The organism is Gordonia soli NBRC 108243 (assembly GCF_000334455.1).
GTDB lineage: Bacteria > Actinomycetota > Actinomycetes > Mycobacteriales > Mycobacteriaceae > Gordonia > Gordonia soli.
The window spans coordinates 121,990-143,841 of sequence record NZ_BANX01000007.1; the positions used below are offsets into that span (position 1 = coordinate 121,990).

Annotated in this window: 18 protein-coding genes; 6 read left to right on the top strand and 12 right to left on the bottom strand. The window is 66.7% G+C overall.

What is annotated here, in order from left to right:
• Positions 1 to 2 precede the first annotated feature (2 nt).
• From GS4_RS05855 to GS4_RS05890, 8 genes are read right to left on the bottom strand one after another with little or no spacing between them, the layout of a single operon-like run.
• On the bottom strand, positions 3 to 1,505 hold the full coding sequence (locus GS4_RS05855; protein ID WP_007618470.1) for a hydroxymethylglutaryl-CoA lyase-like TIM-barrel protein: 1,503 nt from the start codon (positions 1,503 to 1,505) through the stop codon (positions 3 to 5).
• Positions 1,502 to 2,941 (bottom strand): acetyl-CoA carboxylase biotin carboxylase subunit, encoded by a 1,440-nt coding sequence (locus GS4_RS05860; RefSeq protein ID WP_007618475.1) that lies wholly within the window; start codon positions 2,939 to 2,941, stop codon positions 1,502 to 1,504. The genes GS4_RS05855 and GS4_RS05860 overlap by 4 nt, the downstream gene beginning before the upstream one ends.
• The gene (locus GS4_RS05865) at positions 2,934 to 3,515 is read right to left on the bottom strand and encodes a biotin/lipoyl-containing protein (protein WP_007618489.1); all 582 of its coding nucleotides are present in this window, start codon (positions 3,513 to 3,515) and stop codon (positions 2,934 to 2,936) included. The genes GS4_RS05860 and GS4_RS05865 overlap by 8 nt, the downstream gene beginning before the upstream one ends.
• Complete coding sequence (locus tag GS4_RS05870) at positions 3,512 to 5,254, bottom strand: pyruvate, phosphate dikinase (RefSeq protein WP_007618490.1); 1,743 nt, start codon at positions 5,252 to 5,254, stop codon at positions 3,512 to 3,514. Before GS4_RS05870 ends, GS4_RS05865 begins: the two co-directional genes overlap by 4 nt.
• Positions 5,251 to 5,859 carry a hypothetical protein gene (locus GS4_RS05875; RefSeq protein ID WP_007618491.1) on the bottom strand — a complete coding sequence of 203 codons (609 nt, stop codon included), beginning with the start codon at positions 5,857 to 5,859 and terminating at the stop codon, positions 5,251 to 5,253. The genes GS4_RS05870 and GS4_RS05875 overlap by 4 nt, the downstream gene beginning before the upstream one ends.
• Positions 5,852 to 7,351 carry an AMP-binding protein gene (locus GS4_RS05880; RefSeq protein ID WP_007618492.1) on the bottom strand — a complete coding sequence of 500 codons (1,500 nt, stop codon included), beginning with the start codon at positions 7,349 to 7,351 and terminating at the stop codon, positions 5,852 to 5,854. Before GS4_RS05880 ends, GS4_RS05875 begins: the two co-directional genes overlap by 8 nt.
• Positions 7,348 to 8,859, bottom strand: a complete 1,512-nt coding sequence (locus GS4_RS05885) for a hypothetical protein (protein WP_007618493.1) — start codon at positions 8,857 to 8,859, stop codon at positions 7,348 to 7,350. Before GS4_RS05885 ends, GS4_RS05880 begins: the two co-directional genes overlap by 4 nt.
• Before the next feature lie 12 nt (positions 8,860 to 8,871).
• A complete protein-coding gene (locus GS4_RS05890) occupies positions 8,872 to 9,582 on the bottom strand; it encodes a 3-isopropylmalate dehydratase small subunit (RefSeq protein ID WP_007618495.1) in 711 nt (236 codons plus the stop codon).
• Between the two features lie 186 nt (positions 9,583 to 9,768).
• Between GS4_RS05890 and GS4_RS05895 the strand changes: the two genes are divergently transcribed.
• The 5 genes from GS4_RS05895 to GS4_RS05915 all read left to right on the top strand — a co-directional run bounded on the left by GS4_RS05895 (position 9,769) and on the right by GS4_RS05915 (position 15,220).
• The gene (locus GS4_RS05895; protein ID WP_007618497.1) at positions 9,769 to 10,548 is read left to right on the top strand and encodes a helix-turn-helix transcriptional regulator; all 780 of its coding nucleotides are present in this window, start codon (positions 9,769 to 9,771) and stop codon (positions 10,546 to 10,548) included.
• 116 nt (positions 10,549 to 10,664) lie between these two features.
• Positions 10,665 to 11,042 carry a PEP-utilizing enzyme gene (locus tag GS4_RS05900; RefSeq protein ID WP_007618499.1) on the top strand — a complete coding sequence of 126 codons (378 nt, stop codon included), beginning with the start codon at positions 10,665 to 10,667 and terminating at the stop codon, positions 11,040 to 11,042.
• Positions 11,039 to 12,235 (top strand): hypothetical protein, encoded by a 1,197-nt coding sequence (locus GS4_RS05905; RefSeq protein WP_007618501.1) that lies wholly within the window; start codon positions 11,039 to 11,041, stop codon positions 12,233 to 12,235. The genes GS4_RS05900 and GS4_RS05905 overlap by 4 nt, the downstream gene beginning before the upstream one ends.
• Positions 12,232 to 13,953, top strand: a complete 1,722-nt coding sequence (locus GS4_RS05910) for a PEP-utilizing enzyme (RefSeq protein ID WP_007618502.1) — start codon at positions 12,232 to 12,234, stop codon at positions 13,951 to 13,953. Before GS4_RS05905 ends, GS4_RS05910 begins: the two co-directional genes overlap by 4 nt.
• 115 nt (positions 13,954 to 14,068) lie before the next feature.
• The gene (locus GS4_RS05915; RefSeq protein ID WP_007618504.1) at positions 14,069 to 15,220 is read left to right on the top strand and encodes an Rv3169 family protein; all 1,152 of its coding nucleotides are present in this window, start codon (positions 14,069 to 14,071) and stop codon (positions 15,218 to 15,220) included.
• Between the two features lie 358 nt (positions 15,221 to 15,578).
• Here the strand turns inward: GS4_RS05915 and GS4_RS24740 are convergent, their stop codons facing one another.
• Both GS4_RS24740 and GS4_RS05925 read right to left on the bottom strand, forming a co-directional pair.
• Complete coding sequence (locus tag GS4_RS24740) at positions 15,579 to 16,214, bottom strand: 3,4-dihydroxy-2-butanone-4-phosphate synthase (RefSeq protein ID WP_007618506.1); 636 nt, start codon at positions 16,212 to 16,214, stop codon at positions 15,579 to 15,581.
• Between the two features lie 18 nt (positions 16,215 to 16,232).
• A complete protein-coding gene (locus tag GS4_RS05925) occupies positions 16,233 to 16,628 on the bottom strand; it encodes a nuclear transport factor 2 family protein (RefSeq protein WP_007618508.1) in 396 nt (131 codons plus the stop codon).
• A gap of 279 nt (positions 16,629 to 16,907) precedes the next feature.
• Between GS4_RS05925 and GS4_RS05930 the strand changes: the two genes are divergently transcribed.
• Positions 16,908 to 19,511, top strand: coding sequence for an ATP-binding protein (locus GS4_RS05930; protein ID WP_007618510.1), 2,604 nt, complete (start codon positions 16,908 to 16,910; stop codon positions 19,509 to 19,511).
• 81 nt (positions 19,512 to 19,592) lie between these two features.
• Here GS4_RS05930 and GS4_RS05935 read toward each other — a convergent pair whose 3' ends face one another.
• Both GS4_RS05935 and GS4_RS05940 read right to left on the bottom strand, forming a co-directional pair.
• Positions 19,593 to 20,429: a mycofactocin-coupled SDR family oxidoreductase gene (locus tag GS4_RS05935; RefSeq protein WP_007618512.1), complete on the bottom strand. Its 837-nt coding sequence runs from the start codon at positions 20,427 to 20,429 to the stop codon at positions 19,593 to 19,595.
• Positions 20,430 to 20,489: 60 nt separating this feature from the next.
• A complete protein-coding gene (locus GS4_RS05940; RefSeq protein WP_007618514.1) occupies positions 20,490 to 21,683 on the bottom strand; it encodes an acyl-CoA dehydrogenase family protein in 1,194 nt (397 codons plus the stop codon).
• Between the last annotated feature and the right edge of the window lie 169 nt (positions 21,684 to 21,852).

Consider the following 21,852-nt stretch of genomic DNA (forward strand, 5'->3'; position numbering starts at 1 on the left):
CATCAGTGGTCTCCGTGCAGGGTCAGCTCGAAACCGCCGGACTCGACGTGCAGGTAGGCGCCGACCGAGGTCGAGATCAGCTTCCGGATGTTCGCCAACTCACGGCTCGTGAGCCCGTAGTCGACGGTCCGCGGCGGGGTCGACCGCATCACGTCGATGTCGTGTTCGGGTACCAGGAGTCGCAGGATCAACTCGTCGTCGGAGATGCCGCCGCCGAACTTCTTGCGCAGCTCGGACAGCTCCGGTTGCGGCGGCTGCCAGTCCCGGTAGGTCTTCGCCTTGGGACTCGACTGGATCTTGTCCAGCACGTTCTGGTCCAACGGCGCGACCGGGTCGCCGTAGAAGCCGTTGACGTACAAGAGGACCTCGTCCGGGACCACCGAGTAGCGCTCCCCCTCGGTGACCACGTTGAGCACGGCCTGCGTGCCGACCAGCTGGGAGAACGGCGTGGCCATCACCGGGTAGCCGAGTTCGGCACGGATTCGCGACATCTCGTCCAGGACCTCCTCGAACCGGTCCTCCATGCCCCGGTCGCGCAACTGCGCCTTGAACGTCCCGGCCATGCCACCCGGCAGCTGGTGGCGATACTGGAAGAGCGAGAACTCTGCGGGTGTGCCCACCGGGAGGTCATCGATGCCGGCGACGTTCAGCAGGTGTTGTTCGACTGCGGCGAGGCGCGAGTCGTCGATCGTGACGTCGAATCCCGCGTACCGCAGATTCGCGACGGTGGTCTCCGTGGACGGCAGCGAGACACCGGCCGCGAGCGGACGGCTGGCCGTGTGTACGCGATCCGCACCGGCCAGCACGGCCTCCAGATAGTTCAGCGGCGACAGCGCGTTGTTCGAATGGAAGTGCGCCTCCACCGGCAGATCCGGGGCCACCGCTTTGATCGCACCGATCAGCGATCGGGCCCTCTCAGGGGTGAGAAGCCCTGCGGCGTCCTCGAGTTCGATGCCGTCGGCACCGAGTGCCACCAGCTCACGAGTGCGCTCCGCATAGTACTCGTCGGTGTGATACGGGGTGTCGGCGTAGAGGATGCACGGCAGCGCCTGCGCACCGTTGGCCTGCGCGACCTTGACCAGACGACCGATCTTCTCCGTGTTGAAGAGCCCGTCGTAGATCCAGAAGCTCCCGATCCCATGGGCACACAGGCGTTCCACCCAGAGGTCCATCACGCTGTCCGCGGTGAGACCGAAGGTGACGATCCCGTTGCTGCGGGTGCCCGCGCGGACGGTGGTGCGCGGCATCGCCTTCGACAGCGAGATCAGCTGATCCCACGGATCTTCTTTGCAGTGTCGCACCAAGACCTCGAAGATCGAACTGCCGACCAGGTCGATGGTGTGGAATCCGGTGCGATCGAGTTCGCCGGCGATCGGGAGTCCCATCGCCTTGGTCATCCGCATACCCCACCAGCTCTGGGGGCCGTCGCGGAGTGTCTGGTCGATGACCTCGATGGTCCGGCGTCCACCGACGGCGCGGTCGGCGCAGTCGAGGTAGCTGCTCATGTCGTCTCCTCAAGGGTGCGGCAGAACTCCTCGGCGCCCGACTGGTCTATCCATCGGGTCGTCACCTCGGCGTTCCGGAATGCTGGGTTCTGCAATAGGAATCGGTTGAAGGCCACCGTCGTCGGGACACCGTCCACACCCAGTTCGTCGAGGGCGGCGATCAGACGGTCGGCGGCCTCGTCGCGCGTCGGTGCGTGGGCGATCACCTTGGCGATCATCGAGTCGTAATACGGGCTGATGACCGTTCCTGGCCGACAGTGGGAATCGACCCGGATGCCGATCCCCGAGGGGGGCTGCCACACGGTCACCGTGCCGGGCACCGGGACGAATCCACGCTCGGGTGACTCGGCCATGATCCGCGCCTCGATCGCATGGCCGGTGGGTGTCACGTCGTCTTGACCGAAGGACAGCGGCAGTCCGGCCGCCATCCGGATCTGTTCGGCGACCAGGTCGATACCCGAGACGAGCTCGGACACCGGGTGCTCCACCTGGATACGTGCGTTGAACTCCAGGAACGCGAATTCCTCGGTGTCCGAGTCGTAGACGAACTCGACCGTACCCGCGCTGTCGAGCTCGATGGCCTCCGAGAAGCGAACCGCCGCTGCATGGATCGCAGCCCGTGTGGCCTCGGTCAGATCCGGCGCCGGCGACTCCTCGATGACCTTCTGGTGGCGTCGTTGAGCGCTGCAGTCCCGCTCGCCGACGTGCACCACGGTGCCGTGCCGGTCCCCGATCACCTGGACCTCGATGTGCCGCGCACGGCCGATGAACTTCTCCACGTAGATCCGGCCGTCACCGAATGCGGCGGCCGCCTCGGCGATCGCGGTCGGCAGCCTACGTCGGAGCTCCGCCTCGTCGGCGACGATCGACATCCCACGACCGCCCCCACCTGCGACGGCCTTGATGAGGACCGGGAACCCGATCTGCACGGCCGCGGCCACGGCGGCGTCGGGACTGTCGGTGATGTCCGAACCCGACAGGACCGGAACTCCCGCGGTACGCGCGATCTCACGCGCGGCGGCTTTGTCGCCGGTGCCGCCGACGATGGTCGGGTTCGGGCCGATGAAGGCCAGTCCCTCCTCGACACATCGTCGCGCGAACGTCGGGTTCTCGGACAGGAAGCCGTATCCCGGGTGAATGGCATCGCATCCGGAGCCGAGCGCCGCGGCCAGCACGACGTCGGTGTCGAGGTAACTCGCCGAAGCCGACGCGGCACCGATGCAGATCGATCGGTCCGCGAGTTGCGCGGCGAGGCTGCCGCGGTCGGCCTCGGAGTACACCACCACACTCTCGATCCCGAGTGTGCGGCATGCCCGAACCACGCGCACCGCGATCTCACCCCGGTTCGCGACGAGCACCCGCGTGATCAGCGCGGCCACCGGGGTCCCCCGCTCTGCGCGGTCGGGTCGGGTCACCAGGGCCTGCGGGCTACTCATCGGGCCGGATGAGGAAGAGGGCCTGGCCGAACTCGACCATGTCTGCGTTGCGGGCCCGGATGGCCACGACCTCACCCGCGACGTCGGTGACCACTGGGTTCATCAACTTCATCACCTCGACGATCGCGAGCTGATCTCCGGCGGCGACGCGCGTGCCGATGTCGACGAACGGCGGCGACCCCGGATCGGGTGCGGCCCAGAACGACCCGACGGTCGGTGAGCTGACCGTCACCAGTCCCGTCTCGTCGAGGACGTCCGCGGCAGGCGGCGCGATCGTCGGCGCCGCCGCCGGGGTGGCCGGCGTGGTCGGCGAGCCCGCCGTCGTGGTGGTGTCCCGGGCAGGCGCCGGAGGGGACGTCGGCGCCTGCCCGGAGATCTCGGCGACGCCCGGAGCTCCTGCGCCGTGGCGTCGTTCCGGTGGCGGCGAGTCCTTGCCCGCGGACACGGTCACGTCACCGACGGTCAACTGCATTCCCGACCATTCGGAGCCGGCGAAGGTCTGCAGGATCTGGCTGATCTCGTCGGGTCCGATGCGGGGAGCCTCGACGTCGGCATGGTCTGCGGGCGTGTTCACCGTGCTGCCTTTCCGTGTGCGATGGCCGCCAGCAGGACCGGCAGCGGGTTGGTGGTGACGATGGTGGTGACGCCCGCGTCGAGTGCGGCCCGTACGCCGGCGTCGGTGTCGAACCAACTGCCGGTGACGGTCTGCGCCGCTGTCGGGATCGTCGGGCTCTCGTCGCCGGTCTCGGCGATCGCCCTGTCGCCGTCGAACACCTCGCCCCCGTCGGCCACGCCGTCGACGACTGTGATCGGGGCGAGGTCACGTGCCCAACCGAGCAGCGCGGCGAGGTCGGGATCGCCGTCGATCGAGGTCGCCCGACCACCGATCTCACCGTCGTAGACGTGACCCCCGGTCGCGTCGACCGTCACTATCCGCCCGATGAGGGACGCAGCGGCCCCCGATCCGCAACCGACCACACATGGTGTGTCCAGCGCACGGCTGACCACGGCGGCATGCGATGTCGAGCCGCCGTTCTCGGTGATCACCGCAGCTGCGGCGATCATGCCGTGCACATCCTCCGGGCTGGTCGACTCACGAACCAGGATCGAGCCCGGATGCTGTTGTGCCTCTTCGGCAGTCCCGACGGCGAGTCCGACGGCATAGCCGGGGCTGGCGGAGACGCCGGCGGCCACCGGTCGGGTGTCACCGACCTCGTCCGGGTCGATCGACGGGCGGAGCAGATGTCGGATCTGGTCGGCGGTGACGCGCTCGCACGCGGTCGCCGGATCGATCACCCCCTCGTCCACCAGCGTCGTCGCGATGCGTACCGCCGCCTGCGCGGTCCGCTTCGCGGCGCGCGACTGGAGGAGGTAGAGCGTGCCGTCCTGCACCGTGAACTCGATGTCCTGCGCGTCACGACCTTCTCGATCGAGCAGGTCGGCGGCGGTGATGAGTTCGTCGTGCAGGGCAGATCGGTTGTCGGCCAGCCATGTCAACGGCCGCGGGGTCACCCGACCGGACACCACGTCCTCACCTTGGCCGCGCGGCAGGTACTCACCATAGGGTTCGCGCGCACCCGACAGCGGGTTGCGGGTGAACAGCACCCCGGTCCCGGAGTCGTCATCGAGATTGCCGAACACCATCGCCTGGATGGTCACCGCGGTACCGATGTCGTCGGGGATGCCGTAATGCGCGCGATAGGCCTTGGCACGACGCGAGCGGCTCGAGTCGAAAACGGCGGCAACAGCATTGCGCAACGTCTCGATCGGATCGTCGGGGACGGTGTGCCCGGTCTCCGCCTCTATGGCCGTGAGGACGGCAGCGGTGTCCGGCAGGTCCTCGAGGTCGTCGATGCTGCCCGCGACGAGTTTGCCGTACAGCGCGCAGAACCGGCGCCGGACGTCCGCCGCGAAGTCGGGGCGACCGGATTCGTCGGCCAGGGCCGCCTCGGTGGTCTCGTTGATGCCGAGATTGAGGATCGTGTCCATCATGCCCGGCATCGAGATCGCTGCGCCGGATCGCACCGACACCAACAGCGGATGCGGCCCCGAGCCGAGGGTCCGTCCGGTCCGTTCCTCCAGATATCGCACCCCGTCGACGATCTCGTCGAACAGCGCGTCCGAGAGCACTCGGCCCTGCTCGAAGTACTCGGCGCAGGAACGCGTGGTGATCACGATCGCCGGCGGTACGCGCAGGCCGAGCCGGCTCATCCGCCACAGGCTCCACGCCTTGCCACCCACGAGTTCGCGCGATGGTTCGCCCTCGACGTCGCAGATCCGCAGGACGGTCGTGTCGACCACTCCGGCGCTCATTCGTCGCGCTCCTCACCCATGACCCGGAGCAGGTGCTCGTGCATCTGGTACCAGACGGTGTGGTAGCTGTCGATGCGCACATTGCTCACATAGTCGTTGTCGCCCTGGTCGACTCGTTGCTGGGCGATCTCCAGTCGCGCCAGGAACCTCTTGGTCAACGGGTCCGCGTCGGCGAACGGCGCCAGTTGCACGGTCGCGCGGTCGTGCAACCGAGCCAGCTTGTCGATCACCTTCGCGTCGTGGTCGGCATCGGAGTGGTCGTTGGGCTGTTCGGCACCGTCGACCGTCACCGTCTGCCACGACGTCATCACGGCGAGGATCTGCTTGTTGATGCCCTGCTCGAAGTCCGCCAGGGTGTCGACCAGGGCGGGATCGCCCCGTTGCGCGGCGAACGCCTCCGGGTAGAGACCGTCGAGGTGGGTGCGTCCGGCCGGGGTGATCATGTATGCCCCACGTGCGGCGATGGCCTTGCCGTCGGCGGTCGCGGCATCCAGATGAGTGGTGATGGTCTCGGCGTCCTCGTCGATGATGTCGGCGAGTTGTTCGCCTGTGGCGAGCTGCCGCAGGGTGAGGCCGTGCAGGACGAAGTCGGCTGCATCAAGCATTTTCGGTAACCTCCTGAGGGCTGTGCATGGTCTCGCGCACGGTGCGCCGCAACGACTTCCCGACCGGACTCTTGGGCAGCTCGTCCCAGAACTCGATGTGTCGGGGACGTTTGAATCCGGCGAGTTGTCGGGCGCAGTGGTCGACGAGTTCGTCTTCGGCGACGGGCTCACGGACGACGACGGCAGCGGAGACACGTTGGCCCCACTTGGGATCGTCGACGCCGACCACCGCGGCCTCACGGACGGCGGGATGGGTGAGCAGCACGTCCTCCACCTCGCGCGGATAGACGTTGAACCCACCGCTGATGATCACGTCGTGCCTGCGGTCGAGCAGGTAGAGGAACCCGTCGGAGTCGACCTGGCCGATGTCGCCGGTGCGCAACCAGCCGTCGACGCCGAGGGTCTCGGCGCTGGCCTCGGGGCGGTGCCAGTATCCGCTCATGGTGTGTGGACCCCGGGTGACGACCTCGCCGGCTGTGCCGGGCGGTAGCGAATTGCCCTCCGCATCGCGGATGTCCATCTCCACGAACGTGTACGGCTTCCCCGCGGACGCCAACCGCTCCGGTGTGTGCTCCCACGGTTGCAGGCAGGTGATCGCCAACGGCGCCTCCGCCTGCCCGTACAGCTGCGCGAACACCGGTCCGAGGGTTTCGATCCCGCGCGCCAGCAGCGCCGGCGCGATGGGAGCCCCGCCGTAGCAGAGTCGGCTCAGTCGCAACCGATCCCGATCGATGGCGGCGTCCTCGAGGAGCATCGAGATCATGGTGGGGACCATGAACGTGGCCGTCGCGCCGTACTCGACGGCGGCGTCGATGAAGCGCTGCGGACTGAACTTCTGCAGGATGACGTTCGCCGCGCCCTTCACCAGATGCGGGAGGAAGAATGCCCCGCTCCCGTGCGTGATCGGTGCGGCGTGCAGCATCACGGAGTCCGGCCGGATGTCGGGCAGCAGGTCGACCAGGAAGTTGGCGACCTCTGCCAGTTCGCTCCGTGTGGTGAGCACCACCGCCTTCGGTTTCCCAGTGGTGCCACCGGTGTATGCCAACCGCAGCGGCGCCTCCGGGTCGAGGACGACTCGGCACGGTGTCGAGTCGGCGGCGTCGATCATCGTCGACAGTTCGTCGACGGCGATGGTGATCTCCGTGGGTGCGGGTCGCCGACCGTCGGTGATCAGCGCACGCGCGCCGGAATCCTCGATCTTGTACGCGAGTTCGACATCGGTCTCCCGGGCGTTGAGCGGTACCCGGACGAGTCCCGCCTTGGCGAGTGCGTAGTAGGCGACCACGCCGTCGATACCGTTGGACACCAACACCGCTACGTGATCGCCGGGCCTCAGCCCGCGTCCGAGCAGCGCGTTGCCGAGGCGGTCGGTCAGCGAGTCGAACTCGGCGAAGCTGACCGATCGGTCACCGTCGATCAGTGCCGGCGCGGGACCGAAGCTGGCACCGGCCCTGCTGATGAGGTCGGCGATCTGCAGATGCTGTCCGGTCACCGCGCCTCCTGTCCGGGCAGGTGCGGCCGACCGACGCGGTACAGCTCCTCCGCGAGGGGCGTGGCGTGGTTCCACTTGACCCACTCCTCGTCGAGGTAGCGGTATTTCTCGTCGTGGACGGCCGGGGTGAAGCCACGCGCCCGCGCGTTGTAGTCGTCGATGTCGATGCGCCCGGCACTGGTGGTCCACAACGCCGTCTTGGCGTCGAGACTCGAGTGTCCGGCGAACTCGGCACCGACCGTCGGTGCGTAGTCGTCGTCGGTGAGAACCGAGTACGGCAGCGCGCTGATCATGTTCTGGTTCAGCCCCGAGTACCGGGCCATCGTGTACCGGTTGGTCTTCTGCTGCGGGAGTCCGAGCAGTCCGACCATCTCGGCGAGGTTGTCCCGCGCGTACTCGTCGTTCATCAGCACCTTGAACCGCTGTGCGCGCTCGTCGAGTTCCAGCCAGTCCGACTGCCGATAGGTTCCCGCCAGATGCGCGAAGTCCTTGCCGACGGAGGAGTAGACGAGGGCACCTGCGTCGATCATCTGCTCGCGACTCCAGGTGGCCATCCGCTTCCACAGATCGGCGGTCGCCTCCGCGAGGATGTCGCGATACTGCTCCATCGTGTCGGCCAGCACCTCGGCGTTGTCCATCCCAACCGGAACGTAGCCGTCGGTGAGTGCGTCGGCGGTGTAAAGACCGACCGCCGCGATGTTGGACGCGTCGTAGCTCGGCTCCGCCTCGAAGGATGCCCAGTCATCGACCAGTCGGAAGTTGGTGTCCTTGAACACGATCGGGATGGTCAAGTTGTTGTGAGGCAGGCTGACCGCGATGCCGTCGAGCCACGGGTAGTCGCCCTCGGAGAGGTCGAAGAAGTCGCGGACCAGCAACTGCCTGTTGTCGCCGAAGTTGTACGGACCGCTGTTGTGAATGCCGATCCGACACTCGCAGTGGGCCAGGAACGCGTACTGCGACAACTGGGCCAGCAGCTTGACCGTCGCCGTGTGGAGTCGATCTCCCGAGGAGACGCCGAGCAGTTGATCGTCGAACGCGTCGAGGGTGCGCTCGGGCAGGAACTGTGACCGATCACCGAACTCCTTGTTGGTGATGTGACCGTCGTTGCGGTGGTACGAGAGGTTGAACCGTCGGCTGAAGTCCAGGACGTCGACGACGTCCTCGACCGCGTCCTGCGGGCGGATCAGTCCCCAGCTGAGCAGCATCTCGCGACCGAGCAGGTAGAAGGTCGGCATCCCCCAGGCCGCGTTCACGGTGTTGACCTTGAAGCTGGATTCGCGCACTCGATCGCCGAGTTCCTCTGCCGGAGTGACGGAGTCGATTTCACGGAGCAGCGTGGGGAGACGGTAGAAGCTGTTGAGATACGACAACAGCATGTACGGGTTCATCGGGAAGAGCTTCGATTCCTGCACCGTGCGGGTGATGCACAACCAGTAGGTGGTGTCACTCAGGTTGCGGAGGAAGCTGTTGGTCTCGAGCAGGTCGGTGTAGCGCAGTTCGCGTGCCATGTTCGTGCGTCCTCAGCTCTGCAGTTTCCAGATACGGGCATGACCGGTGTCGCCGGTCTCGTAGGCGTCCGCCGCGGGCGGCGCGGCGGTGGTCTCGAGTTCGACGCGATCACCGTCGGCGAGTCCGTCGATGCGGCAGTTCATCAGCGTCGGGACGTTGTATTCGCGAGCGAGGATGCCGAGGTGGGATCGAACGGTCCCGCCGAGGCAGATGACGCCGTGGAAGCCCTCGAGGATCGGAGCGGTCAGCGTGCCGCCGGAGTCGTCGATGACGGCGATGGTGTTCTCCGGGACACCCTCGGTGAGCAGTTCCAGCACGTGTTCGATCTGCGAGACGCGCAGCACCACGCCGGTGGTGTTGGCCGCGGTCGCGAGCACGTTGTCGCCTCGTCCGCTCAGCGCTTCGTCATCCCCTTCGCCGCCGGCGACGAAGGACTTGCCGTCGGCATCGGGACGGCGGTACTTGTCCGGCTCGGCATCCAGCGAGGCCGTAGCCGAGAACTCGAACCGGTAGCCCGAGTCCAGGACCTCCTTCTCGACGGCGAGTGCGTCGTCGGCCGCGAACAGGTCCGCCGACCGGGCGAACACGTCGCGCGACCAGTCGAACCCGGGGTCCGAAGTCCGCCGCCCGACCAACTCCCGGATCGCCCGGTTGTATCGGTTCGGCAGGGTGAGGGTCTCCTCCGTCGCCCACTTGGGGACGCTGCGCGTCGACTCCGCCATGGTGTGTGCTCCTTTGCGTCTTCAGTGCCGAGGTCGATCCATCACGGTCGGGGTGAGTCAGATCCGTGCAGTTCAGGGGACTGTGTGGCGCCTCGGTCAGCTGGTGATGTAAATCTAGGAGCGGCGCTGATTGTGATGTAGTCCACATAGGGGGACACTTTGAGTGCAGTGCCAAAGGAGCTCGACATGACCGCGACGACCCACTGGGAACCGGCCGCCATCCTCGACGTGGAGGACTATCGGCGGGCGTTCAGCATCATCTCGGGCTGCCACGACGCATCCACTCTCACGGAGTTCCGCGACTCCCTGGTCGAGTCGCTGTGCAGCCATCTCGAGCTCGCCAACGTCTCGTTCTTCACCGGCTCCACCTTCAACCTGGTCTTCGAGGACGGGGCACCGCTGGTCGAGGGGTTGACCGCGAAGATGCTCCCCGAGTACCAGGACCGTTGGGCGAGTCACGACGTCTTCGGGTCGCCTCCCGCAGTGCGGCAACTGCTGAGCAGTTCAGTGGCGTCGCTGGACGAGCTGGTCACCCAGGGACACCTCCCGTCGGCCGCGGACGCATACGTCCGACACTTCCTGCACGGCAGCTGGCAGATGGGGTCCGCGGCCGCGATGCGCCTTCCGCTGGCCGGCGGCCGAACCGCCCTGATCGGCCTGTTCAGCCGTGACGTCGACGCACTCGGGGCCCACGACGTGGCCGTTCTCCGGCTCGTCGGGCAGCAACTCACCCCGGTCACCAAACGCCTCCCGATCGGCCCCGAGGTGCAGGCCGTCCGCAGCCTCACCGGTCGCCAGCGCGAGGTCGTCCGCCTCGTCGCCGACGGACAGTCGAATGGACAGATCGCCGAAATCCTCTGCTTGGCAGAGGATTCGGTGAAGAAGTACGTGACCCGCATCCTGCAGCAGACCGGCTGTCAATCGCGGCTCGAACTCGCACTCATCGCGCGTGACGCCGGCCTCTGAGGCCCACCCGGCACCTTTCCTGCGGGCATCTGTCCCCCAAAGTGCACTGCCCCATGCTGTGATCCAGTTCATATTCTGCGGTCGGCACCCAAGCCCGCAGAAAGGAACTACAGCTGATGACAAGCTCCGGAAGTCGCGTCGGTACCGGCGTGAATCTGTTTGCCACCGAGGACATCACAGGTACTGCTCGGTGGTTCGAGGACACCTCGGATGTGTTGTCGATCGACGACGACGACCTCGATGACACCATCGCCTTCGTGCACAAGGGCGGCATGACCTTCTTGTCCCCCATCCTCCCCGACCTGGCGGCGATCGTCTGCACGGCCGGCAGCCGAGAGTCTCACCTGGCGATCCTGTCCCGGGAGTCGGCTGTGCCGTGCGTTCTGGCTGCCACCATCGAGGGCGAGATCCCCGACGGCGCACGGGTTCGCATCGCCCTCGGCGACCCCGAGAGCGCCACGATCACGATCGAGTCCGCGGCGGCGATCGCATGACCGCGACGACCGCACCCGTCGACGATCGGGTGCTGACCGATCCCGACTACGAGCCCACGCTGGCCGAGTGGAACGCGCTCGTGCAGCAGGGCGGACGTGCGTACAAATCCGAACTTGCCCGCCGGACGGTCTTCGAGTCGGAGTTGTTCGGGATGAACACCTACATCGTGATGTCCATGATGGAAGATTACCTGCGCGTACCGGAACGCCTCCGCGTCATCAGCGAGCACGCGACACCGGAAGAGCTCGTCCGGCAAGGGCTTCCGGTCGGCTCCAAGCGGAGCTTCATCAACCTCGCAGCGATGCCACTGCACTATCTGACCGGTCGCGAGATCTATGTCGACCTCGGCACGAACGACCTTGCCGACGGTCTCGAGGACCAACTCACGGTGCTGCGCTTCTGGCGCCGGGCGACCATCGCGATGCGTACGGACGGGTCGCTGTTCAACATGGACGCCGAACCGGCGAACAGTTCTCATGTCGTCGGTCCGGATCTGTTGCAGACGATCCTGGACAATCTCGAGCCCAACGATCCGACCACCACGGCGACCATCCGCAAGTTCGCCGCCCGCCTGACCGCGTACGCGTTCCTCGAGAACTGCGACGCGCGCACGGCGGTCTGCGACACGGGTCCCTACGACTTGGGCGACGGCACCTTCCTCGCGCTTCGGGAATTGTCCTGCGACGGCCGAGGTGACTTCCCGTGGCTCGACGGGATCCGGGAGTCACTCCCCGAACACGACTTCGTACTCGCCTACCGGCTGCCGAACTCGGTGACCATGGACAACAACGTCTGGGGCACAGCCTGGTTCACACCCAGTGACTATCTCTCGGAGGTCATCGAGGCACGCGTCTTCGCGGCGCGCGACGGTGAGCTGCGTCCCCTCTCGCAGGCCGAGGTCGTCGACCTGACCGGACACATCCGTAGCGCTCACCGGCAGCTCTACGCGCGACTCGCCGACACGGCTCCCGAACAACGCAACCTGTACGCCACCCAGATGTACACCTGGAAGCTGAAGGCGTGGGCCCGGATCGCCGGATGCTACGACGAGATCGACTGGACCATCAGTCCGTCGATCACCGAGTCCTACGAGAAGTTCCGTGATCCCGCCGTCGCCCTCGGTCTCATCGGCGGCATCTTCGTGCCCGCGGACCGCGACAGCTGTTTCCGACCGATCGGAGAGAGTCGATGACAGCCACCACACCGACCCGCCACGCCGGGATCAGCTCGTTCGACTTCGGGACCAAAGTCGGTCGGATCAAGAACTTCTCTGCCCCCGACGACGTGATCGCGGTGTTCGAGGACGATCTCGAGGAGGTCGTTGCGCTGGTCGAGTCGGGCGGCACTACCTTCCTCTCACCGATCCTGGGGCGGCTGGGCGGGATCGTGTGCACCTCCGGCACCACCCGCTCGCACCTCGCGATCGTGTCCCGCGAATACGGCGTACCGTGCCTGCTGGCAGTCGATCTCGATGGTTGGACCCCGGCTGACGGTGAGACCGTCACCCTCACATCATCGTCGAGCGGCGAAGGTCATCTCGCCGCATCGGATGGCAGCGTCGGGGCCGCGTCCGTTCCCGAGGGTGGTGCTGTCGAGGCGGTGGACCCGGCCGACGCAGCCGATCCGGTCGGCCGGCCGTTCACCGACGCGACCTCCGGCGATCCGCGCGCCGACTGGTGGACCTACCTGGCCACCGTCGGCGACGACATCGCAGTCAAACCGTTCCCCTCGTCGGTCACCGCCGACACCGTGACCCAGCTCGTCTCCGAGGCGCTCACCGACGACGACCTCGACACGCTGATCCAGCACATGGGGCGCTCGTTCAAACCGGAGATGACCCGGCGCTCGGGGTTCACCTCCGAGATCTTCCCGATGATGCCGTACATGTCGATGTCGGTGATCGAGGACTTCCACACCTACCCTGAGCGCGTCCGGATCATCGACTCCGCGATGCCCGCGGAGGAGATCGGGCGGCGACTCAGTGTTTCGCCGGGACTGGTGAGCCCCCTGTGGATCTGGATGGTCGGGTACCACTATCTCTGTGGCCGTGAGCTTCTCATCGAGATGGGGCGAATGGCGCCTGGCGACGACATCGACGACGTGCGCACGGTCGTCGACTTCTGGCGGCGTCTGGCCCTGGGACACCGCGGTGACGGGACCCTCGACTACAAGGATGCCGGGTTCACCAACCGCTACTTGCCCGACGACGCCCTGTCCACCCTCCGAGCCGATCTCCGCCCGGTGGACGACGCCAGTCGCAAGGAGCTGCAGACGCTCAACGCCGCACTGTCGGGGTACTGCTTCATGTACTTCACCGACTCGCGTGTCGGCATCTGCGACAACGGCCCATACCCCAACGGCGACGGCACCGCGACCCTCGTCCGCGACTTCCTGAGCCTCGACGCCGGGCAGTTCGGCTATCCGTGGGCACGGGAGTCCGATCCGGGGCTCAGTGGTGTCACGCTGACGCTGACCTTCCCCACCGACGTCTTCACCGACTTCGAGATCAACGACTGGGGTACGACGTTCACCGAACCGGAACAGTTTCTCGCCACCGTGACCGAGGCATCGATCGTCGGCCACCACGCCGACGGGACCAGTTCGGTGCTGCCCGTCGAGGACTGGGCAGACCTGACCAAACGGCTGGGCGAAGACCATCTCAAGCTCTATCAGACGTTCTCGCAGATGGATCGGTCCGCACGGATTCTGGCAGCCACCGAGATGTACAGCTTCGGCCTACGACCGTTCGCGCGGCGCGCCGGCGTGGAGGACCGGATCGAGTGGCGGATCTCGGCTCGCACCATGGGCCTGTTCCCCGAGCCCTTGGCCGACGACGACAAGGCTGCCGCCCTCTTCGGGGGTGCACTCGTCGGACACGACCGCCCATCGGCCTTCCGCGGCATCCGATGACCTGACCGCGCCGCAGTCAGATCCCCCGCGGTCCACCACCCACCGCATCATCGCGGCCGGATCCCCTGGCCGCAGCACCGGACGACACCACCGTCCGTGACGACAGAGGAGAACCATGCGTCAACCCATGCAGAAGATCGTGCCCGCCGACGAGTACCTCATCCACCAGACCCCGGAGACCTTCGCGACCGTCTCCCATGCGGACCTGTCGTGGACCGAGAAGATCTGGTGCTCGCTGTTCGCGCGGGACGGATCACTCCAGATCGACTTCGGGATCGGTAAGTACCACAACCGCAACGTGATCGACGCGTTCGCCGGCATCTCCCGCGGAGTCGAACAGATCACCGTGCGCGCCAGCACCGAGCTGGACCTCGATCCGGAGCGGATCGGCGTCGGTCCGATCGACTACGAGATCATCGAGCCGATGCAGAAGGTGCGCTGCATCCTCCACGAGAACGACGTCCAGCCGCTGAGCTTCGACATCGTGCTCACCAGTACGCAGCTACCACCGTTCCTCGAGCGCAAGGATGCCCAGCGGGGTGCGGACGGATTCCGCATCGGGTCGGACCTGCGACGCTTTCACCAGCTGGTCACGGTCTCGGGCTGGGTCGAGATCGACGGCGAACGTCTGACCATCGACGACGCCGATTGGCTCGGCTATCGCGACCGCTCCTGGGGTGTCCGGATGGACGTCGGCGAGCCCACCCCGGACATCAAGCCCCTCAACCGGATGAGCGACGACTTCATCCTGACGTGGAGCCCGATGTACTTTCAGCCGACCGACGGTGGTGAACCGTACGAGATCCACCACTACCTGCAATGGGTCAACGGGGAGGTCCACTACTTCTCCGGGTTCGTCAACCACGCCGACGGCCGTCAGGAACCGCTGCACGGCATGGTCGATGATCTCAAGTACGACCCCGCCACACGACGATTGCTCGGCGGCACCATGACCTTCGACGCAGGCTGGGGCAAGGAGCGGACCGTCGAGATCGCGCCCGTGTCGGACACCGGATTCCACCTCGGTACCGCGAACTACTTCGGCTACAAAGGAGATCGCCACGGCAAGTACAACGGGGTGGACCACACCTCGGGCGAACGATACGCCGACATGACCGACCGTGCGACCATCGACGAAGCACACCAGTTGCGGGACTGCGTCATCCGCACCCAGGAGGGCGACGCGACGGGATTCGGCATCTTCGAGTCGATCGTGATCGGGGATCATCCCCGCTACGGACTGGACGGTTCCGACTCGTTCCTCTGATCGGCACACGCGACGAGTCGGCCCGCGCCATGTGGCGGGGGCCGACTGGTTGGTCGACGGGACCTACTCCTCGGATCTCGGATTTCTGACACCTGACGGGTGCACGGTATGGAATGCGCACAGCGGGGGCCGCTCAAGTGTCAGAAATCCGAAACCGGCGACGGAGGAATCCCGCTGGCGACTGAGCCCCGCCGATCGAGCTACCCGCTACTCGGCTCCGGATTTCTGACACCTCACCGAAACACAGCGTGGATAACACCCACCTCGACCCGCTCACGTGTCAATAATCCGAGTCTCACTACATCGCCGGGCGAGGGCATCCCGACAACCGCCTGGAGTTCTCGCCGATGATCGCGGATCAGCCTCCGACGCTGAGCAAGTCCGAGTACCGCAGGATCGGTAAGCCCCAGTCCCCGGCTTCCTCGGGAGCCGCCGCGCGCAGAGGGTCGCGCTGCGAGATCAAGGATGCGAAGGCCACCGGCACCATCTCCGCGTCGCCGCGAGCCTCCTCGGACAGCAGGCCGGCGCGTGCGAGGATGCCGATCCGCGAGGTGGATTCGACGCCGGCCAGTACCGGTACGACGTGACCGGGCCGAGTGAAGGTGCCGGGCTCGGAGGTGGGGTCGGCGAGGGCGCGGATCGTGGTCGCACGATCGCGCGCGGAGATCCCGGTGGTCGTCCCGGCGACCGCGTCGACCGACACGCACATGCAGCCACCGAAGCCTTCTTCACCCGGCGGCCAGGTCATCGGTGGTAGCTCCAGGCGACGGGCTCGGTCGTCATCGACTGTGACGCACACGAATCCCGATCCGGATCGGACCATCTCGGCGATCGCCGGGACATCCGCCGACGGCGCCAGGACGATCAGATCGCAACCGGTTCCGTCGAGATCGTCGACGGCGAGCACCGGCTCGCCGGCCTGCAGCGCATCGACGGCCGCCCGGTTCGGCGCCGCGAAGCCGTCCAGGCCCGGGCCGGCAAGAGCCGTGCTCATCGTCATCTCCCGATCAGCTCAGAGGGAGATGCCGGCGTCGGACCAGAAGCGCTCGAACGACGACGGGACGATGTCGGTGCCGCGGGTGACCTTGCCGTCGACGAAGCGATGGGTCATCACCATCGTGATGTCGAGTTCCTGGTCACCGAGCCGACGGTAGGCGCGTACGTTTGCGGTCACCAGTTCGTCACCGATCACATCGCAACTGAGCACCTCGTTGCGCGACTCGTCGAGCTTCGCCAGCACACCGAGAGCCTCCAGGAACTCGGCCTTCGAGTAGAGGCGCTGGGTTCCGTCGAGGGTGAAGCCGGCCCATGTCATGCCGTCGTCGTAGAGCTCCACCAGCGGCACCGGATCGCCCTGGTCGGCGGCGGCGAATGCCTTGGTCAGTGCTTCTGCGTTCTGCTGTGACATCGGAGATCCTCTCGGCGAAACGGTTGCGACCATGTGGTCCCCATCACCTTGGCCGACGACCGCGACTGCGGATAACCGTCCGACTACGTGATCCCCTACGGTCCGGACCGGCTTGGGCGCATCGACGAATAATCGCACGTCACAGCGGCCGTGAGTCGCCTGGCGGGGTCGGACTGGCGTCACCCCCGACGGCCCGATGACACATCTTGACCCCCCTGGTTGCGGCGTCGCGTAGAACCGTAGGAGAGTGATCTGAATCTCAGTGTGGGCAGGAGAGTGATGAACGTCGACGAGTGGGCAGAGATCCATCGGTGTCATGACGGCGGAGAGTCGATCAAGGGCATTGCCGGACGCCTCGGGATGTCCCGCAACACCGTCCGGCGGGCGCTGTCGATGGAGACGCCTCCGGAGGATCACCGTCGACTCAAGGGGTCGGTCACCGACGACGCCGACCGCCTCATCCGTGACCTGATCGTCGAGACCCCCGACGTCTCGATCGCCGACATCTCCCGCTCGATCGAGTGGACCCGCTCACGCACCCTGTTGTCCCGCAAGGTCAACGCGGTCCGTGCCGAACTCCCCGCGACCGCACCCCGCACCGACGCCACGTCGACCGGCCTGCCCCGGCCGAGCACCAGCTTCGTCGGCCGTCGCGTGGAACTCCGCGAGTTGCGCCGTCTACTCGGTGAGCACCGTCTCGTCTCGGTGGTCGGGCCGGGCGGGATCGGCAAGACACGACTGTCGGTGCAGGCGGCCGGCGAGTTCCGGCGGGCGTTCACCGACGGAGTGCGGTTCGTCGAGTTCGCCTCCGTCCGCAACGAGGGGATGCTCGGGCAGACACTCTGCGACGCATTGGGGTTGGAGAACCGCGACGCACACGACAGGTCCGCCGAAGACACCCTCGTCGAGTACCTGCGCAATCGTCGGATGCTGTTGGTCCTCGACAATTGCGAGCACGTGGTCGACGGCGCAGCGGCACTCGTCGCGCGCCTGATGGTGGAGGCCGCCGACCTCCGGGTCGTGGTGACCTCCCGGGAGTACCTGGCCATCCCCGGCGAGTACGTCTTCCACCTCGATCCCCTGCCGACGGGCGGTGAGACCGAGCCGGATGCGATCGAGCTGTTCTCCCGGCGAGCCGAGGCCGTCTTGACCGGTTTCACGGTGGACGAGAACAACATCGAGTCCGTTCGACGTATCTGCGAGCGCCTCGACGGCCTCCCGTTGGCAATCGAACTGGCCTGCACCCGACTCACGGTGCTCTCCGTCGACGATCTCGCCGACCTGCTGGACCGACGGGTGTCATTGCTGTCGGTGGGATCACGGGACCGCACACCTCGCCATCGGAGCCTGCAGGCCACCATCGACTGGAGTCACGAACTCTGCAGCGACACCGAGAAACTGCTGTGGACGCGGGTGTCGGTGTTCGCCGACGGATTCGATCTGCAGATGGCGATGGAGGTGTGCGCCGACGACGATCTACCCGAATCGGCGATCCTCGACTCGATGACCGCTCTTGTCGCCAAGTCGGTCCTGCTCCGCATCGGCGACGGCAAGCACGTCCGGTTCCGACTTCTCGAATCCCTGCGCGAATACGGTTGGGGCAAACTCACCGCCGCCGAGCGCCGGCGGATGAATGCCCGACTGCTGGACTGTTGTGCCGCGATCATCGTCGACTGCGCGGACAGCTGGTACGGACCCGATCAACTGCGCAAGGCAGCGCACGTCCAGGAGAACCGCGGCAACATCCGCGCCGCACTGCACTCCGCGCTCAACGATCCCGGCGAGGGGCAGGGACGCGTCGCAGCCGACGCACTAGGGGCCGGCCGCTTCCTGTGGGCGTGCGGGATCTCGGTGCGCGAGCACCGGCTGTGGCTGACCATGGCGCTCGAACTCCCCGATGTCCCGCAGATCGTCAAGGGCCGCATCCTCGGCGTACTCGCCCTCGTCCAGACACTGCAGGGTGACCGGGAGTCCGCCGCGTTCACCCTGCAGCGGGCAGGAGTCATCGCCGACCGCGAACACGATGTGGTGACAGCCGGGTTCGTCACCCATACGCTCGGTCTCCGAGACTTCTTCGCAGGCGACTTCGACACTGCCACCGTGTATCTCGATGAGGCGGAGCGTGTATACGGCGAGAACGCGGCTGGGCCGGTGCTGTCGGCGACCCTCGCCATCCACCGCGGGATGCTGCTGTCGTCGCTGCCGGACATCGAGCGCGCCGAACGGGTGTTCTCGGCAGTCCACACCGACACCCTGGCGGTCGACGAGACCTGGTTCCACTCGTACGCCACATACGGCCTCGGGCTGGTGGCATTGCTCGACGGCCGGATCGACGACGCCGTCACATCGGCTGCCGATGCGCTGGAACGGCATCGGGGGTTCGGCGACACCGTGGGGACCACGCTGATGTCCGACCTTCTCGGCTGGGCACTCGCCGAACAGGGCGCCGGGCTCCGGGCGGTCGTCGTTCTCGGTGCGGCTTCGTCGATGTGGGGATCGTTCGGCCAGCAACTGTACGGCTCTGAGCACTGGAACTCGCTGCGCAGCAAAGCGGTCGACACGCTGCATCGACAGGTCGACGATGCCGCTTTCGACAAGGCCTGGGCGCGCGGTCGGGCGATGTCGACCTCGGAGCTCTACGACTACGTCTTCGGTTCGGCGCCGGCCGCGACGGCCGAGCCGCGCGACGCGGACGAACCGACTGCGGCCCTGTCGCCGCGCGAGCGAGAGGTCGCCGACCTCGTCGCGACCGGCCTCAGCAACCGGATGATCGCCGAGAAGCTGGTGCTCTCCACCCGGACCGTCGAGGGGCACGTCGAGCACATCCTGCACAAGCTGTGCCTGAACAAGCGTGCCGAGGTCGCCGAAGCACTCGTCGGCTGACACCCGCGACGTCGGCATCCGCTTCCATACCTGGGATCGGTTGCGGGCCGGGGACTCCCGCCGGCCCGCAACCGAGGATCATCAGACCTTCGACAGGGCGCCGGCGTCGATCGGCAACGCGATGCCGGTGACATACCGCGCCGCGTCGGAGGCGAGCCAGACCACCGCGTTCGAGATGTCCACCGGCTCCAACCACGGGATGGGCAGCACGTTCATGCCCTGCTGGCAGGCGTCCCGGAAGTCGGCGTGGGTGGGCTTCTCGAGGTCCGGGCGGAACAGTTTGTACATCGCCTCGTGGTCGATCATGTCGGTGAGCACCGAGGTGGGATGGATGGAGTTGCAACGGATGCGGTGCGCGCCGAGCTCGTTGGACGCGGTCCGCGCCAGACCGGTGACGCCGTGTTTGGCGGCGACGTAGTGAGCGAAGTTGGGGAAGCCCTGCAGCCCACCGGTGGAGCTGATCAGCACGATCGAACCGCCCTCGCCCTGTTCGATGAGGTGGGGAACGGTGGCGCGCATGGTCTTCCACACACCCGACAGGTTCACCGCGATCATCTCGTCCCACTGCTGCTCGGTCAGCTCGTGCAGCGGCGCCGACGAGAAGATGCCGGCGTTGGCGACGACGGTGTCGAGGCGTCCGAGTTCGGCGATGCCCTCGGCGACGGCGGTCTCGAGTCCGGCGAGATCACGCACGTCGACGACCGCGGTGTGTACGCGACGGTCGTACTTCTCGATGAAGCGTGCGGTCTCGTCGAGATCCTCTCGGGTCGCCCCCTCGTACTCGGTGGTGTCCAGTGACGAACAGATGTCGAGCGCGATGATGTCCGCACCCTCCTCGGCAAGCCGGATGGCGTGCGAACGGCCCTGTCCGCGTGCCGCCCCCGTGACGAGAGCGACCTTGTTGTCGAGTTGTCCCATGATGTGTCCCTTCGTGCGCCTGACGGCGTGGTTGTGATCGGTGGCGGGGGTCCCGCCGGGTCAGCTCTTCTGGTATCCGGGCAGGATGTCGACGGCGGCGTCGACGAGGGTCTTACGGTCGACGAGCGCATGCTGGGTCGCGACTGCCGCGTCCCGGACGCAGCGCCCGAGGGCGCTGGGGTTGCGGACGGTGCCGCTGCCCGCCCAGCGATGCGCGAACATGACCACGTCACCGGCCACCTCCTGGGCCCAGGTGGCGACCTGACGCAGCCGGGCGCGCTGCTCCGCAGAGATCTCATCGCCCGCTGCAGCTGCCGCCTCGGCCTCACCGAACGCCTCGTAGACGTAGGCCTGCGCGGCACGGAACTGGGCTTCGTGACGTGCGAAGTCGTGTCGGAACAGGTCGGAGTCGCCGACCACACCGTCGTAGCCCGGTCGGACCTTGGTCGACACCAGGGTCGCGATCTCCTCGAGCGCGCGCTGCGCCAGCCCGAGGGCAACCGGTGCGTGTCCACCGACACCGATGCCGAGCAGCCCGAGCTGGTAGACCGGCTCCGGCCGCACCGGTGTGGTCGAGAACGTCTCGAACGTGAACTTGTCCGGGACGAACCGATCGTTGACCTGGTAGTCGTATGAGCCGGTGCCGACCATGCCCATCACGTCCCAGTTGCCGGTGAACTCGACCTCGTCGCGTGGGAGCCAGGTGATCCGGCAGTCGGGGTTGCCGTCGGGCAGGATGATCGGCTCGCCGTTGACGTCCAGGACGACGAACCCCGCGCCGATCCAGGACGCATGCGCGGAGCCGCTGGCGAACTGGAACCGACCGTTGACCCGGAAGCCGCCGTCGACGCGCACACCGGTACCGGCGGGCACCACCATCCCGGCCGTGATGCCTTTGTCGACGCCGCCGAACATCTCCTCCGCGCCGTCGGGGCGCATGAAGCCGACCGCCACGCCGGTGCTGCAGGAGTTCGCCATGAACGCCCAGCCGGTCGATCCGTCCGCGCGCGAGAGTTCCTGGACCACCTTGAAGGCGCTGACGATGTCGAGTCCGGCACCGCCGTATTCCTGCGGCACCAGAATCCAGAAGAGCCCGGCATCGGCGATCGCATCGTACGCGGTCCGCGTGATGGTCGTGGTGGCCTCGATCTGGTCGGCCTCGGCCTCGATGACCCGGGCGGCCGATCGCGCGCGTTCGAGGTACTCGGCGCCGCGCGCACTGATGTCGACGAGTGTTTCGGCTGTGATGGTCATGCGGTTGTCCGCCCTCTGCTCCGGCCGCCCGTGGTGGCAGCCTCCCTGTATATGACGTGAGTCACATTGCTCTGTGGGGCAGTGCCGTCACAGCGTGGCGGCTACGTGGTCCACTACGTGGTCTGTGGAGAACAGGTGCCGTGGACCGACGACAAACCGACCACACCGG